The organism is Microbacterium sp. SS28, from assembly GCF_022761035.1.
Classification (GTDB): domain Bacteria; phylum Actinomycetota; class Actinomycetes; order Actinomycetales; family Microbacteriaceae; genus Microbacterium.
Window position 1 is genome coordinate 355,275 of sequence record NZ_JAKWJP010000004.1, and the last position, 14,081, is coordinate 369,355.

At 70.2% G+C, this 14,081-nt stretch carries 15 protein-coding genes; 6 read left to right on the top strand and 9 right to left on the bottom strand.

Annotated features, from left to right (window positions below; all coding sequences use genetic code 11):
- Positions 1-29: 29 nt before the first annotated feature.
- On the bottom strand, positions 30-737 hold the full coding sequence (gene purQ / locus MJ607_RS13270; protein WP_243076070.1) for a phosphoribosylformylglycinamidine synthase subunit PurQ: 708 nt from the start codon (positions 735-737) through the stop codon (positions 30-32).
- A complete protein-coding gene (purS, locus tag MJ607_RS13275) occupies positions 734-982 on the bottom strand; it encodes a phosphoribosylformylglycinamidine synthase subunit PurS (protein ID WP_243076071.1) in 249 nt (82 codons plus the stop codon). The genes purQ and purS overlap by 4 nt, the downstream gene beginning before the upstream one ends.
- Before the next feature lie 364 nt (positions 983-1,346).
- On the opposite strand from purS, the gene MJ607_RS13280 reads away from it, so the two are divergent.
- From MJ607_RS13280 to MJ607_RS13305, 6 genes are all read left to right on the top strand, one after another.
- Positions 1,347-2,609 (top strand): ABC transporter substrate-binding protein, encoded by a 1,263-nt coding sequence (locus MJ607_RS13280; RefSeq protein WP_243076072.1) that lies wholly within the window; start codon positions 1,347-1,349, stop codon positions 2,607-2,609.
- Positions 2,610-2,693: 84 nt separating this feature from the next.
- A complete protein-coding gene (locus tag MJ607_RS13285) occupies positions 2,694-3,737 on the top strand; it encodes a carbohydrate ABC transporter permease (RefSeq protein ID WP_243076073.1) in 1,044 nt (347 codons plus the stop codon).
- Positions 3,734-4,648, top strand: coding sequence for a carbohydrate ABC transporter permease (locus MJ607_RS13290; RefSeq protein ID WP_243076074.1), 915 nt, complete (start codon positions 3,734-3,736; stop codon positions 4,646-4,648). The genes MJ607_RS13285 and MJ607_RS13290 overlap by 4 nt, the downstream gene beginning before the upstream one ends.
- Positions 4,649-4,749: 101 nt before the next feature.
- The gene (locus tag MJ607_RS13295; RefSeq protein ID WP_243076075.1) at positions 4,750-6,213 is read left to right on the top strand and encodes a glycoside hydrolase family 1 protein; all 1,464 of its coding nucleotides are present in this window, start codon (positions 4,750-4,752) and stop codon (positions 6,211-6,213) included.
- 22 nt (positions 6,214-6,235) lie between these two features.
- Positions 6,236-7,249 carry a LacI family DNA-binding transcriptional regulator gene (locus MJ607_RS13300; RefSeq protein ID WP_243076076.1) on the top strand — a complete coding sequence of 338 codons (1,014 nt, stop codon included), beginning with the start codon at positions 6,236-6,238 and terminating at the stop codon, positions 7,247-7,249.
- Between the two features lie 102 nt (positions 7,250-7,351).
- Positions 7,352-7,648 (top strand): SelT/SelW/SelH family protein, encoded by a 297-nt coding sequence (locus MJ607_RS13305; RefSeq protein WP_243076077.1) that lies wholly within the window; start codon positions 7,352-7,354, stop codon positions 7,646-7,648.
- A gap of 31 nt (positions 7,649-7,679) precedes the next feature.
- On the opposite strand, the gene MJ607_RS13310 is transcribed toward MJ607_RS13305, so the two are convergent.
- The 7 genes from MJ607_RS13310 to MJ607_RS13340 form a co-directional block, all read right to left on the bottom strand.
- Positions 7,680-8,564 carry a VOC family protein gene (locus MJ607_RS13310; protein WP_243076078.1) on the bottom strand — a complete coding sequence of 295 codons (885 nt, stop codon included), beginning with the start codon at positions 8,562-8,564 and terminating at the stop codon, positions 7,680-7,682.
- 135 nt (positions 8,565-8,699) lie between these two features.
- Positions 8,700-10,034 (bottom strand): uracil-xanthine permease family protein, encoded by a 1,335-nt coding sequence (locus MJ607_RS13315; RefSeq protein WP_243076079.1) that lies wholly within the window; start codon positions 10,032-10,034, stop codon positions 8,700-8,702.
- Positions 10,035-10,135: 101 nt separating this feature from the next.
- Positions 10,136-11,080 (bottom strand): phosphoribosylaminoimidazolesuccinocarboxamide synthase, encoded by a 945-nt coding sequence (locus MJ607_RS13320; protein ID WP_243076080.1) that lies wholly within the window; start codon positions 11,078-11,080, stop codon positions 10,136-10,138.
- A gap of 24 nt (positions 11,081-11,104) precedes the next feature.
- Positions 11,105-11,443 carry a TfoX/Sxy family protein gene (locus MJ607_RS13325; RefSeq protein WP_243076081.1) on the bottom strand — a complete coding sequence of 113 codons (339 nt, stop codon included), beginning with the start codon at positions 11,441-11,443 and terminating at the stop codon, positions 11,105-11,107.
- Positions 11,444-11,559: 116 nt separating this feature from the next.
- Positions 11,560-12,204: a response regulator transcription factor gene (locus MJ607_RS13330; protein WP_243076082.1), complete on the bottom strand. Its 645-nt coding sequence runs from the start codon at positions 12,202-12,204 to the stop codon at positions 11,560-11,562.
- Positions 12,201-13,325 carry a sensor histidine kinase gene (locus MJ607_RS13335; RefSeq protein WP_243076083.1) on the bottom strand — a complete coding sequence of 375 codons (1,125 nt, stop codon included), beginning with the start codon at positions 13,323-13,325 and terminating at the stop codon, positions 12,201-12,203. The genes MJ607_RS13330 and MJ607_RS13335 overlap by 4 nt, the downstream gene beginning before the upstream one ends.
- A 4-nt stretch (positions 13,326-13,329) precedes the next feature.
- Complete coding sequence (locus MJ607_RS13340; protein WP_243076084.1) at positions 13,330-14,013, bottom strand: DUF2306 domain-containing protein; 684 nt, start codon at positions 14,011-14,013, stop codon at positions 13,330-13,332.
- Positions 14,014-14,081 lie beyond the last annotated feature (68 nt).

A 14,081-nucleotide genomic window follows, 5' to 3' on the forward strand; every position in this document is an offset into this window, starting at 1 on the left:
ATCGAGAGCAGGGAACGGATGCTGCGCCGCTAGGCCGCGGCGCCGACGACGGCCGCGACGGCCGACGTGAAGAACGACAGGCCGTCGACGCCGGAGCGCATGGCGGCGGCGGTGTCGGGGCCGAAGCCCGGCTCGACGGCGTGCTCGGGGTGGGGCATGAGGCCCACGACGTTGCCGCGCTCGTTGGTCAGGCCCGCGATGTCGTCGACCGACCCGTTGGGGTTGACGCCGAGGTAGCGGAACGCGACGAGGCCCTCGCCGTCGATGCGCGCGCGGGTCTCGTCGTCGGCGATGTAGCCGCCGTCGCCGTTCTTGAGCGGGATGACGATCTCCTGGCCCGCCTCGAAACCGCTGGTCCACGCCGTCGACGCGTTCTCGACGCGCAGGCGCTGATCGCGGCAGATGAACTGCTGGTGCGCGTTGCGGATGAGGCCGCCGGGCAGCAGGTGCGCCTCGACGAGCATCTGGAAGCCGTTGCAGATGCCGAGGATCGGCATGCCTTTGGCGGCGGCATCCTTCACTTCGGCCATGATCGGCGCACGCGCCGCGATGGCGCCGGCGCGCAGATAGTCCCCGTAGCTGAAGCCGCCGGGCAGGATGAGCGCGTCGACGCCCTGCAGATCGTGGTCGCCGTGCCAGAGCGGGACGGCTTCGGCGCCTGCGACGCGGACGGCGCGCTGCGCGTCGCGGTCGTCGAGTGAGCCGGGGAAGGTGATGACGCCGATTCGGGCGGTCATTCCACGACCTCGACGCCCACGACGTCCTCGATCACGGAGTTCGACAGCACGTCGGCCGCGACCTGTCGGACGGTCGCGAGCAGTGCCTCGTCGACCGCGCCCTCGACGGCGAGCTCGAAGCGCTTGCCGATCCGGACACCGCTGAACCCCTCGACCCCGAGACGGGAGAGAGCGCCGGCCACGGCCTTCCCCTGCGGGTCCAGAAGCTCGGCCTTGGGCATGACGTCGACGACGATCGTGGGCATAGGGATCCTCCTGGCTGCCGCCTGCGGCCGCAGCTGTCGGTCGTTGTGCGACGAGCGCAGCGAGGAAACGAGGCGCCGGATGTCGCGGGAGGGTGTGCGACTCCAGTCTACGGCCCCCGACCACCCGTGTTTCCCGGCGTCCGCAGAGGGCACTCGCACCGGTGTCGAAGGCCCGTGACGCATCCGTGATCGAACCGTGACCAATTTGTGGGAGCGCTCCCTTGACATCCGTGGGAGCGCTCCCGTAACGTCCACTGACAGACGTGAGAGCGCTCCCACCGCGGAGTCGATCACGTTACTGGGGGCACCCGTTTCCGATGCCCTGGACCCGCACCAAACACCTGAAACACACAAAGGAGTGACCGTGAAATCACACGCTTTCCGGCGTACTGCCGCAGCCGTCGCCGCTGTCTCGGCTACGGCCATCGTTCTGGCCGGCTGCAGCAGTGCAGGGGAAGAGGCTGAAGGCTCGAGCGAGCCCACGACGCTGACCCTCGCGACGTTCAACGACTTCGGCTACACCGACGAGCTGCTCGCCGAGTTCACCGCCGAGACCGGCATCGAGGTCGTGCACAACAAGGCGGCGACGTCGAACGACGCTCGCGCCAACTTCTTCCAGAAGCTCGGCAAGGGCGGCCTGGCCGACGTCGAGGCGATCGAGATCGACTGGCTCGCCGAGGGCATGCAGTACGCCGACCTGCTCACGCCGGTCGCCGACGACCTCAAGGGCCGCTGGCTCGACTGGAAGGAAGCCGCCGCGACCGACAGCGACGGCAACCTCGTCGGATACGGCACCGACATCGGCCCCCAGGGCGTCTGCTTCCGCTCCGACCTGTTCGCGGCGGCGGGCCTGCCCACCGACCGTGAGGCCGTGGCAGACCTGTTCCCGACGTGGGACGCCTTCTTCGAGGTCGGCGCGCAGTACACCGCTGCCACGGGCAAGCCCTTCATCGACTCGGCCAACGCCGTGCTCCAGGGCATCATCAACCAGGAAGAGTTCACGTACGAGGAGCCGGACGGCACCATCATCGCGACGGAGAACCCCGCGGTCGAGGACGCCTACAACACGGTCGTCGAGAACGCGATCCCGATCTCGGCATACGCCGGTCAGTGGAGCGAGGACTGGTTCGCCTCCCTCGCGAGCGGCGAGTTCGCCACGATGCTCTGCCCGGGCTGGATGCTCGGCGTCATCTCGGGCAACGCGCCCGACACGACCGGCTGGGACATCGCGAACGCGTTCCCGGGTGGCGGCGGCAACTGGGGCGGCTCGTACCTCGTCGTCCCCGCTGACGGCAAGAACACCGAGGCGGCTTCGAAGCTCGCTGCATGGCTGACCTCGCCCGAGGTCCAGGTCAAGGCGTTCGAGAACGCCGGCACCTTCCCGAGCCAGGTCGAGGCCCTCAAGAGCGACACGCTCCTGAGCGCGACGAACGAGTACTTCAACGACGCGCCGACCGGTCAGATCCTGACCGACCGCGCCGACGCCATCACGGTCAGCCCCTACAAGGGACCGAAGTACTTCCAGTACCACGACGCTCTCCAGAACGCCGTGACGCGAGTCTTCGACGGTCTCGAGGACCAGCAGACCAGCTGGGACACCTGGGTCACCGAGGTCTCGGCCTTCTAAGCCGAACCCCTGCCGGGGTGCGGGGCGCGTGCAGCGCTCCGCACCCCGGTGCACACCCCGAACCCCTCACCCGAAGGACGTGACGTGACCACTACAGAATCGCGCCCGGCGCGCACCGAGGCATCCGCCCCGCCGCCTCGACCGCCCCGCGTGCTCTCGTTCTCGCAGCGACTGAGCAAGTGGGATCTCAAGATCTCGCCCTACCTGTACATCTCGCCGTTCTTCATCATGTTCGCGATCGTGGGCCTGTTCCCGATCGGGTACACCGCCGTGATCTCGTTCATGGACTGGGATCTTGTGCGCAACTCCGGCACGTTCGTCGGATTCGACCAGTACATCTGGATCCTGACGCAGCCACACTTCTGGACGGCGCTGCGCAACACCTTCAGCATCTTCCTGCTGTCGACGATCCCGCAGCTCGTCGCGGCCCTCTTCATCGCGGCCGTCCTCGACAAGAACCTCCGCGCCAAGACCTTCTGGCGCATGAGCGTCCTGCTGCCCTTCGTCGTCGCCCCCGTCGCGGTCGGCCTCATCTTCACGGCGATCTTCGCCGACAACTTCGGCCTCGTGAACACGTGGCTCGGCAACCTGGGCCTGCCCGGCATCCCGTGGCACAAGGACCCGTTCTGGAGCCACGTCGCGATCGCGACGATGGTGAACTACCGCTGGACCGGCTACAACGCCCTGATCCTGCTCGCGGCCATGCAGGCCGTCAACCGGGAGTACTACGAGGCCGCGACTGTCGACGGCGCCGGCGTCATCCGCCAGTTCTTCTCCATCACGCTTCCCTCGCTCAAGCCGACGCTCATCTTCGTCATCATCACCTCGACGATCGGCGGTCTGCAGATCTTCGACGAGCCACGCGTGTTCGACCAGTTCGGGCGCGGCGGTGCGGGTCAGCAGTGGCTCACGATCGCGCTGTACCTGTACGACATCGGCTGGGGCCAGTGGAACTTCGGCCGCGCGGCCGCCATGGCCTGGATCCTCTTCATCATCATCATCCTCGTCGGCGTCGTGAACCTGCTGCTCACCCGGACCTTCGTCCGCGATGAGGGCCTCCGATCCGAGATATCCAAGCGCCAGGCGAAGGAACTCGCCAAGCAGGCCAAGAAGGAGGTGTCGGCATGAGCCTCAGCACGCCTCCCCCGGTCGCGATCGTCGAGTCCATCCCGAACGAGCCCAAGCGTCGACGCAACGAGAGCCGCGCCACCAAGATCCGCGGCTCGCGTCCCACCTTCTGGACCTACGCGATCCTCGCGATCGTGTTCGTCGTCGGTGTCTTCCCCCTCTACTGGTCCTTCATCATCGGATCGGGGGATGCCTCGAGCCTGCGCCGTCCGTTCGGCTGGGTGCCCGGAGCGAACTTCATCGCCAACGTCACGGCCGTCGCGAACAACGAGGCAGTCAACTTCTGGCCCGCCCTGTGGAACTCGATCTACAGCTCCGGCCTCATCGCCGCGGCCGTCGTCATCACTTCGACGCTCGCCGGATGGGCGTTCGCGAAGCTCAAGTTCCTCGGCGGTCCCGCGCTGCTCATCTTCGTCGTCGCGACGATGGCGGTCCCCGCGCAGCTCGGCGTCGTGCCGCTCTACATCCTCTTCTCGGAGCTCGGCTGGACCGGCCAGGTCGGCGCGATCATCGTTCCGGCGCTGACGAGCGCATTCGGCGTGTTCTGGATGACGCAGTACCTGCGTCAGGCCGTGCCCGACGAGCTCATCGAAGCCGCGCGCGTGGACGGGGCATCCCAGATCCGCACGTTCTGGACCGTCGGCGTGACCGCCGCCCGTCCGGCAGCCGCGATGCTGTTCCTGTTCACCTTCGTGGGCGCGTGGAACAACTTCTTCTGGCCGTTCATCGTGCTCGACCGGCAGAACCCGACCCTCCCGGTCGCGCTCTCGCTCCTGCAGTCGAACTACTTCGTCGACTACTCGGTCGTGCTCGCCGGCGTCGTGCTGGCCACGATCCCGCTGCTGCTGCTGTTCATCTTCGCCGGCAAGCAGCTCGTGAGCGGCATCATGGCGGGGGCGGTCAAGGGATGACGTCTCTCGCACCCTCCCACTCGAAAAGCGCTCCCGACCGGGCCAGGCTGGACAGCGACAGCACTGTGATCGACACCTCCGTGAACAAGGACATCCAGCCCATGACCGAAGCCCGCGCGTTCCCGACCGACTTCCTCTTCGGCGCGGCCACGGCCGCGTACCAGATCGAGGGCGCCGCGTTCGAGGACGGCCGCAAGGCCTCGATCTGGGACGCCTTCAGCCGCGTGCCCGGCGCCGTCATCAACGCCGACAACGGCGATGTCGCGTGCGATCACTATCACCGCTACGAGGGCGACGTCGCGCTCATGAAGCGGATGGGTCTTCAGACCTACCGCTTCTCGACGTCGTGGTCGCGCGTCCGCCCCGACGGCGGCGCGCTCAACCCGAAGGGCATCGACTTCTACAGCCGTCTCGTCGACGAGCTGCTCGAGGCCGACATCCTGCCGTGGCTCACGCTCTACCACTGGGACCTCCCGCAGGCCCTGCAGGACAAGGGCGGCTGGACGAACCGCGACACCGCCGACCTCTTCACGGAGTACGCGCTCGACATGCACGACGCCCTCGGCGATCGCGTCAACGTCTGGACGACGCTCAACGAACCGTGGTGCTCGTCGTTCCTGAGCTACACGGCGGGGCTGCACGCGCCGGGTCACTACAGCGTCGAGGAGGGGCTGCTCGCGGCGCATCACCTTCTGCTCGGACACGGTCAGGCCGTCACGGCCCTGCGCGAGCGGGACCCCTCGCTCAACCTCGGGATCACGCTCAACCTGACGGTCGCCGAGCCCGCCGACCCCGCGAAGCCCGAGGACGTCGCCGCCGCGCGTCTCGTCGACGGGCAGTTCAACCGCTGGTTCCTCGACCCCGTGTTCCTGGGCTCGTACCCCGCCGACATCGTCGAAGACCTCCGCACCGCGTTCCCCGACGCGCTCGAAGCGCTCGAGGCCGCGATCCACCCCGGCGACCTCGAGACGATCGCGACGCCGCTCGACTCGCTCGGCGTGAACTACTACCACGGCGAGTTCGTGGGCGGCACGCCGTCGCCGAACCCCCCTGCCGGCGGCGACGCCCCCACGGACCGACCCGGCGCGCCGGCGTTCCCCGTCTCGAAGAACATCCACTGGTACGACCGCGGGCTGCCGCGCACGTCGATGCACTGGGAGGTGCAGCCCGAGCGGCTCACCACCCTGCTCAAGCGCGTGTCGGACGACTATGCGGCCCCCGTGGGCACGACGCTCTACGTCACCGAGAACGGCGCCGCCTACGACGACGTCGCCGTGATCGAGGACGGCGAGACGCGCGTCCACGACGCCGAGCGCGCGGAGTTCCTGCGCGGGCATGTCTCGGCGATCCTCGACGCGATCGAGCTCGGCGTCGATGTGCGCGGCTACTTCTACTGGTCGATGCTCGACAACTTCGAGTGGGCGTGGGGCTACGAGAAGCGGTTCGGTATCGTCCGCGTCGACTACGAGACACAAGAGCGGTCCCTGAAGGACAGCGGACGGGAATACGCTCGGATCATCGCCACGCGGGCGGTCGACGCGGAGTCGGCCATCGCCCGCTCATAGCATCCGGGGGGAGGCTGGTCGTATGAGCACTGACGCGTCGTCTGCGCCCGCCACGATCGAGGAGGTCGCGGCTGCGGCGGGAGTCTCGCGATCGACCGTGTCGCGCGTCGTGAACGGATCGACCTCGGTCAGTCCGAGCGCCCTGGAGGCCGTGCAGCGCGCGATCTCCGAGCTCAACTACGTGCCGAACCGCGCGGCGCGCTCGCTCGCGAGCCGCCAGACGCAGGCGATCGCGCTCGTCGTGCCGGAAGACACGACGCGCTTCTTCGGAGACCCGTTCTTCGCGGCGATCGTCTCGGGCATCAACGCGCGGCTCACGCGCTCGGACTACGTCCTGAACCTCTTCATCGCGAGCGACGACCCGGGCGACAAGACGACGAGCTACCTGCGCAGCGGTGCGGTCGACGGCGCGATCATCGTCTCGCACCACACGAGCGACACGTTCATCGACCGCATCGCGACGGCCGTCCCCGTCGTCTACGGCGGCCGGCCCGTGCGCGAGCGCGAGCGCGACTTCTACGTCGACGTCGACAACGTGCGCGGGGGACGGGATGCCGTGGCCTTCCTGGTCGCGCGCGGTCACCGCCGCATCGCCACGATCACGGGCCCGCTCACGATGCCCGCGGGCGTCGACCGCCTCGCGGGCTACCGGCAGGCGCTCGCGGAGGCGGGACTCGACGAGGGGTTCATCGAAGAGGGCGGCTTCACGGCCGACGGCGGCGCCGACGCGATGCGTCGCATGCTCGACCGCGGTCCCGCGCCCGACGCGATCTTCGTCGCGAGCGACCTCATGGCCCGTGGCGCCCTCTCGGTGCTCGCGGCGGCGGGCCTGCGCGTGCCCGAGGACGTTGCGATCATCGGCTTCGACGACTCGCCGGTCGCGACATCCGTCACCCCGCAGCTCACGACGATGCGTCAGCCGTCCTTCGAGCAGGGCGAGATGATGGCCAGCACGCTGCTCGATATCCTCGCGGGCGCGAGCGCGCGCCACGTCACGATCCTCGAGACCGAGCTGATCGTCCGCGACTCGGTCTAGCGCCGGGCCCGCGCCGGTCCCGACGCATCCCGATTGCCGACCCTTCCGCCGCGGAGGGCACAATGGCGTCATGACGTCGACCGACCGCACCAGAGGCATCCGATGACGAGTCACATCAGGGTCGTGTACTGCACGCAGTGCGCGTGGATGCTGCGCGCGGCCTGGGTCGCGCAGGAGCTGCTCACGACCTTCCAGGACGAGCTCATGGGGGGCGGTGCGACGCTCGAGCCGGGCACGGGCGGCATCTTCGAGGTCTACGCCGACGACGAGCTCGTCTGGTCGCGCAAGCGCGACGGCGGGTTTCCCGACATCGTCGAGCTCAAGCGCCGCGTGCGGGACCGCATCGCACCGGGCCGCACGCTCGGTCACGCCGATCGGGCCGCGCGCCCCGCGACCTGACCTTCCGGCGTCGGCGTGGCCGCGCCGCGAGTCAGCGGACGGACGCGGTCGCGAGGATCGCGTTGCTCCACGGGTCGTCGAACGCGAGCGTGCGCCCGTCGTCGCGCACCGCGAAGCCGTGGTGGCTCAGGCGCTCCTCGAGGGCGCCGAGCGCGTCGGAGTCGGGCAGCGCGAGGTCGACGCGGCCGAGGCCGAGTGCCGGCATCCGGGGTCCTGCTCCTCGGGAGTTCCACACGTTCATCGCCATGTGGTGGTGGTAGCCGCCGGCGCTGACGAACACGGCCTGGTTGCCGAGGGTCGCGGTCTCGTCGAATCCGAGAGCGTCGACGTAGAAGGCGCGTGCCGTGGCGACATCCCCCACCGACAGGTGCACGTGACCGACGGATGCCGCGTCCGCCGCCGTACCGCCCGCGAGCGCTCGCTCGCTGAGGTGCTCCTGCAGGTACCGGTTCGGGTCGAGGTAGAGGGTCGCCATCTCGACCTGACCGTGCGTCCACGACCACTCGGTGCGGGCGCGGTCCCAGTAGAGCTCGATGCCGTTGCCCTCGGGGTCGGTGAAGTAGAACGCCTGGCTCACGAGGTGGTCGGCGCTGCCCGTGAAGGTGCCGGGGGCGTGCTGCGCCACGGAGTGGAGCGCCGCGGCGAGGGCCTCCTGCGACTCGAACAGGATCGCCGTGTGGAACAGGCCTGCGGCCCCCGCGGCGGCATGGCGCAGCGCCGGCTCGTGCCGCAGAACGACGATCGCGCGTCCCGCGCGGCCGAGCGTGACGGTGTCGCCCTCGGCCGACAGCACGTCGAGCGTCACGACGTCGCGGTAGTAGCGGGTCATGCCGTCGAGATCCCCGACGAGCAGCGTCACGGCGCCCATCACGGTGTCGGCCGCGAGGCGCTCGGCGGGGGCGGTCAGTTCATGCATGTGAATGTGTAACGCCGCGGCATCCGTCATTCTTCCCCGCTCTCGCGAGCGTGTCCCGAAGTTGGTCGCCTGCCGGCCCATCGGGCGACAAACAGTGGGACACGATCGCGACGCGCAGGCGACGGATGCCGCGGGCTACCGGACCTCGAGGCCCTGCGGGTCGCCGCCCAGGGGTCCGACGGCCGGGATGGGTCCGCCGTCGTCGGCGCCGGTCCTGCGCCAGCGGGCTATCGCGTTGCCGCCGTGGTAGATGATGAGCGCCGCGGCGGCCGCGATGACGATGGCGCCGAGCTGGAAGTCGCCCCACTGGATGGAGAAGCCCGCGATCGCCATGACGAGCGCGACGGCGCCCGTGTACTGGTTGACGGGGCGTGAGAAGTCGACGCGGTTGTCGACCCAGATCTTGATGCCGATGATGCCGATGAGACCGTAGAGCGCCGTCGTGACCCCGCCGAGCACGCCGGGCGGGACGGAGTTGAACACGGCGCCGATCTTGGGCGAGAGGCTCAGCACGACGGCCGTCGCGCCGGCGACCCAGTACGCCGCGGTCGAGTACACGCGCGTCGCCGCCATGACGCCGATGTTCTCGCCGTACGTCGTCGTGCCCGACCCGCCGAACATGCCGGCGAGGGCCGTCGCGGCGCCGTCGGCGATGAGGGCCCGGCCGGTGTGCTGGTTGACCGCGGCATCCGTCATCGTCGCGACTCCGCGGACGTGCCCGACGTTCTCGGCGATGAGCACCAGGACGACCGGCAGGAACATCGCGATGACCGACCAGGTGCCGGGGGAGGCGAAGTCCGCGAGCTGGAACTCGGGGAGGCCGATCCAGGCGGCCTTCTCGACGGCGGAGTAGTCGATCTCGCCGGCGATCGCCGCCACGACGTAGCCGACGACGACGCCGAGCACGATCGAGATGCGTCCGAGGAAGCCGCGGAACAGCACGCTGAAGACGATCACGGCGACGAGGGTGATCGTGCCGGTGAGGGGCTGCTGCTGGAAGTTGTCCCACGCGACGGGAGCGAGGTTGAAGCCGATGAGCGCGACGATCGCGCCCGCGACGACAGGCGGCATGAGCCTGTCGATCCAGCCGATGCCCGCGAACTGCACGATGAAGCCGATCGCTGCGAGCAGCACGCCGACCGCGACGATGCCCGCGAGGGCCGAGCCCGTCCCGGCGGTCGCCGTCGCGGCGGTGACGGGAGCGATGAACGCGAACGACGAGCCCAGATAGCTGGGCAGCTTGTTGCGCGTCACGAGCAGGAAGAGGATCGTGCCGACGCCCGAGAAGAACAGCGTCGTCGAAACGGGGAAGCCCGTGAGCACCGGCACGAGGAAGGTCGCGCCGAACATCGCGATGACGTGCTGCACGCCGATCGCGACAGTCGCGCCCCAGTTGAGGCGCTCGTCGGGCTTGACCACCTTGCCGGGTTCGACGGTGCGGCCGTTGCCGTGCAGGGTCCAGGTGGGCATGCGGGCTCCTCAAAGTCGCGGGGGTGCACCCGCCACGATACCTGGGAGTTCGCTGTGAGCGGCTCGGGCGGGCCGGGCAAAAGCCGGGTCCGCCTGGGTCGTCAGGCGGAGGTCAGCAGCTCGAGGAGCTCGCGATAGCGGGCGGCCGTGCGTTCGACGATCTCGGCCGGCAGCTCCGGGGGAGTGCCCGTCTTGTCCCAGTTCGCGGCGAGCCAGTCGCGCACGATCTGCTTGTCGAAGCTCGCCATGCGCTCGGCCGGAGTCGTGCCCGATGCCCAGGCCGCGGCATCCCAGTACCGCGACGAATCGCTCGTGAGCACCTCATCGGCGAGCGTCAGCACGCCGGCTGCATCGACGCCGAACTCGAACTTGGTGTCGGCGAGGATCAGCCCGTGCTGCTCGGCCGTGCGCGCGGCACGGGAGTAGATCTCGAGCGAGAGGTCGCGCAGCTGCGTGGCGCGCTCGGCGCCCACGAGCTCGACGGTCTGCTCGAACGAGATGTTCTCGTCGTGCTCGCCCATCGGCGCCTTGTAGGCGGGGGTGAACAGCGGCTCGGGAAGTCGGTCGCCGTCGTTCAGGCCATCGGGGAGCGCGATGCCGCACACCGTGCCCTGCGCGCGATACTCCGCCCAGCCCGAGCCCGTGAGGTACCCGCGCACGACGCACTCGACGGGCAGCATCTCGAGGCTGCGGACGACCATCGCGCGACCGGCGACCTCGGCCGGAATGAGGCTCGCGAGGTCGTCGGGGGTGTTCGGCACGCCGTCCGCTCCGTCGGTCAGGATCGACGACGCCGCGAGATGATTCGGGATGCTGCGCCCCCCGTCGGCTCCCGCGAGCAGGTCGAACCACCACAGGCTCAGGGTCGTCAGCAGGACGCCCTTGTCGGGGATGCCGGGGCTCAGGACGTGATCGAACGCGCTGACGCGGTCGCTCGCGACGACGAGCATGCGGTCGGCCGCGCCGTCCTCGGTGGGCACGTAGAGGTCGCGCACCTTGCCGGAGTAGACGTGCCGCCAGCCGGGGAGATCGAGGGGTGAAGCCACCCAGCCATTATCGCGGCTCGCGGTTCAGGGCGTGATCTCGTCGAGATACGCGAAGGCCTCGGCCATGAGCGGGGCCCAGTGATCGGCTGACGCGACGGGCACGACGAGCCACTCGCGCGCGGGGCGGCCGCGCATCTCCATGCGGGCCGCGACACCCGATGCCTCGACCTCGTCGGCGCGCGCCGCGGGGACCTTCACGACGAGCCCGCCCGCGAAGCCGACGAAGGCGAAGACCTTGCCGCGGATGCGCAGGCCTTCGCTGCCGAACATCGGGCCGATGTCGACGCCATCCCTCGCGAGGTACTCCTCGGCGATCGGATCGAAGATCGCATGCGCGCGCTCGCGCTCGGCGTCGTCCTTCATGAACGCGACGCTAGTCGGGACGGAGCGCGGGCGGAACCTCGAAGCACGGTCCCCGAGCCTGCCGAGGGATCGATGCTTCGGCAAGCTCAGCGACCCGGCCTCGACGCCCGGTCCGCTCAGCGGCGCCGCTCGTGCGCCCAGATCGCGAGTTCGACCCGGTTGCGCGCGCCGATCTTCGTCATGACGCTCGCGAGGTGCGTCTTGACCGTGCTGAGCGAGATGTGCAGCCGCGCGCCGATCTCGCTGTTGCCGAGTCCGCGCGCGACGAGCGCGAGCACGTCCTCCTCGCGCTCCGTGAGCGGGCTCGACGGCGGGGCGACCGCCTCCCGGGCGGTGCCCGCGAACTCCTCGATGAGCCGCACCGTGACGTTCGGGTCGATGAGTGCGTCGCCTCGCGCCGCGGCGCGGACGGCCTCCGCGAGGAGGGTCGGCCCGGCATCCTTCAGCAGGAATCCTCGCGCCCCCGCCCGCAGCGCGGCGTAGACGTACTCATCGAGGTCGAACGTCGTGATGACCACGACGGGGATCGGGTCGGTCACCCCGGCGCCGGCGAGCGCACGCGTCGCTTCGAGCCCGTCGAGGACCGGCATCCGGATGTCGATGAGGCAGACGTCGGGGCGCGTGCCGCGCGCGAGCGTGATCGCCTCGGCGCCGTCGCTCGCCTCGCCGACCACCTCGAGGTCGGGCTGCGCGTCGAGGATCATGCGCAGTCCTGTGCGGACGAGGTCCTGGTCGTCGGCGATGAGCACGCGGATCGTCACGCGGTCCACCGCTTCCGCGGGAGAGATGCGGCGACCGTCCAGCCGCCGTCCGAATCGGGTCCCGCGTCGCACGTCCCGCCGAGCAGAGCGGCGCGCTCGCGCATCCCCGTGAGGCCGTAGCCGTCGCCGACGGATGCGGCCGCCTCGCCGTCGTCGTGCACTCTGACGCGAACTCCTGCGTCGTCGATCGCGACCTCGACGTCGACGCGCGTAGCACCGGGCGCGTGCCGTCGCGCGTTGGTGACGGCCTCCTGCGCGAGCCGGAAGACGGCAGCCGAGACGGCCGGCGGCACCGAGTCGACGTCGCCCGTGATGCGGACGGCGACGGCCGGGGCATCCGTCCGCTCGAGCTCCCGCAGCGCCGCGAACCCGGGAGTCGGAGCGAGGTCGGCCGCCTCGGAGGTCCGCAGGACGCCGACCATCGCGCGCATCTCGCGCAGGGTGCGGGATGCCTCGCCCTCGATCGTCCGCAGCACCTCGGCCGTGGCATCCGGATCCGACTCCGCGACGGTCGCCCCCGCCTGGGCCTGGATCGCGATCGCCGAGACGTGGTGCGCGACGGTGTCGTGGAGGTCGCGCGCGAGCTGCTCGCGCTCGAGGAGCCGCACGCGGTCGAGCTCGCGGGCTCGGGAGCGGGCGCGCCAGCGCAGCGCGAGGCCCAGCGTGCCCGTCGTGACAGCGACCGCGATGCCGCCCACGACGTCGCCCGGCGTCGGGGTGGACGCGACGAAGGTCAGGAGCGTGCCGATCGCGACGAGCGCGCCGCCCGCGAGCATCGCGCGGCCCGAGCCCCAGCGGAACACGGCGTAGACGAGGATCAGGAAGTACGCCGTCGTGAACAGCTGCGGGTCGCCGCCCAGGACGAGGCTCACGGCGGTGCCGATCGCGAAGGCGGCCGCGAGCATCGTGAGGGGCCGGTGCCTCCGCCACAGGAGCGTCGGCGCGAGGCCCGCGAGCACGATCGCCCACAGCCAGCGCCACGGGACGTCGGGGCGCAGCCACGCCTCGAGCAGCGCGAGGGCGGGGATCGCGGCGACGAGCGCCCAGTCGCGCCAGACGCGCCGAGGCGGCGCCGGGAAGGCCGCGGGCGCGTCCCAGATCGCGCGGACGGGGCTCGTCATGCGCTCATGATAGGCGCGCGGGAGTCGCAGCCGAGGGGGTCGCGGCCCGCGCCCGACGCCGGATGACGACCTCGGCCGCCGCGAGGTTGATCGCCCACCCGGCCGCCATGAGCACGGTGTGCATGACGCGGCTCGGCGTGCCGATGAGCAGCGTGTACGGCAGGAACATCAGCACCTGGGTGCCGGCGCCGAGCCCGATGGCGTAGGCGCGCGTCATCCATGCGCTGTGGGTCGCGACATCCCCTCTTCGGATCGCGAGGACTGCGACGACGATCGCGGCGGCCATCGCCGTGGCGAGCACGATGCGGATGGCCGACAGGCCAGGCCCTGTGACCGTCGCCGGCAGCGCGTAGAAGAGCGTCATCCACAGCGCCGACAGCGCCGAGGCGAGCCCCGCCGGTGCGACGATGCGCCCCGCGATGCGATGCCAGCGCCGTCGGCGCAGCGACGGCGCGAACTGCAGCGCGCCGAGCACGAGGAAGACGCTCGAGCCGACGATGTGCACGATGACGGGCGCCGGCGAGTCGAAGAACCGCGCGCTCTCGGCGGTCGGGGCGCCGGTCGTGAGCTGACTGAGGCGCGACGCGCCCGCGATCATCGGCACGAGGCTCAGCGTGATGAGCCCCGCGGGGACGAGCCATTCGGGGCGCCGCCGCGTCGTGCGGCGCGGGGCGGTTGCGGTTGTCATGCCGCCATGTTCGCGATCCGGGATGCCGCGCCGCATCGGCCGCGAGGCCCGACTCTCTCGTGCTTTCG

Excerpts from the sequence above, each read along its gene's own strand:
- purQ (WP_243076070.1), bottom strand. The coding sequence starts at position 737 with ATGACCGCCCGAATCGGCGTCATCACCTTCCCCGGCTCACTCGACGAC.
- purS (WP_243076071.1), bottom strand. The coding sequence starts at position 982 with ATGCCCACGATCGTCGTCGACGTCATGCCCAAGGCCGAGCTTCTGGAC.
- MJ607_RS13290 (WP_243076074.1), top strand. The coding sequence starts at position 3,734 with ATGAGCCTCAGCACGCCTCCCCCGGTCGCGATCGTCGAGTCCATCCCG.
- MJ607_RS13295 (WP_243076075.1), top strand. The coding sequence starts at position 4,750 with ATGACCGAAGCCCGCGCGTTCCCGACCGACTTCCTCTTCGGCGCGGCC.
- MJ607_RS13300 (WP_243076076.1), top strand. The coding sequence starts at position 6,236 with ATGAGCACTGACGCGTCGTCTGCGCCCGCCACGATCGAGGAGGTCGCG.
- MJ607_RS13305 (WP_243076077.1), top strand. The coding sequence starts at position 7,352 with ATGACGAGTCACATCAGGGTCGTGTACTGCACGCAGTGCGCGTGGATG.
- MJ607_RS13310 (WP_243076078.1), bottom strand. The coding sequence starts at position 8,564 with ATGCATGAACTGACCGCCCCCGCCGAGCGCCTCGCGGCCGACACCGTG.
- MJ607_RS13315 (WP_243076079.1), bottom strand. The coding sequence starts at position 10,034 with ATGCCCACCTGGACCCTGCACGGCAACGGCCGCACCGTCGAACCCGGC.
- MJ607_RS13325 (WP_243076081.1), bottom strand. The coding sequence starts at position 11,443 with ATGAAGGACGACGCCGAGCGCGAGCGCGCGCATGCGATCTTCGATCCG.
- MJ607_RS13335 (WP_243076083.1), bottom strand. The coding sequence starts at position 13,325 with ATGACGAGCCCCGTCCGCGCGATCTGGGACGCGCCCGCGGCCTTCCCG.
- MJ607_RS13340 (WP_243076084.1), bottom strand. The coding sequence starts at position 14,013 with ATGACAACCGCAACCGCCCCGCGCCGCACGACGCGGCGGCGCCCCGAA.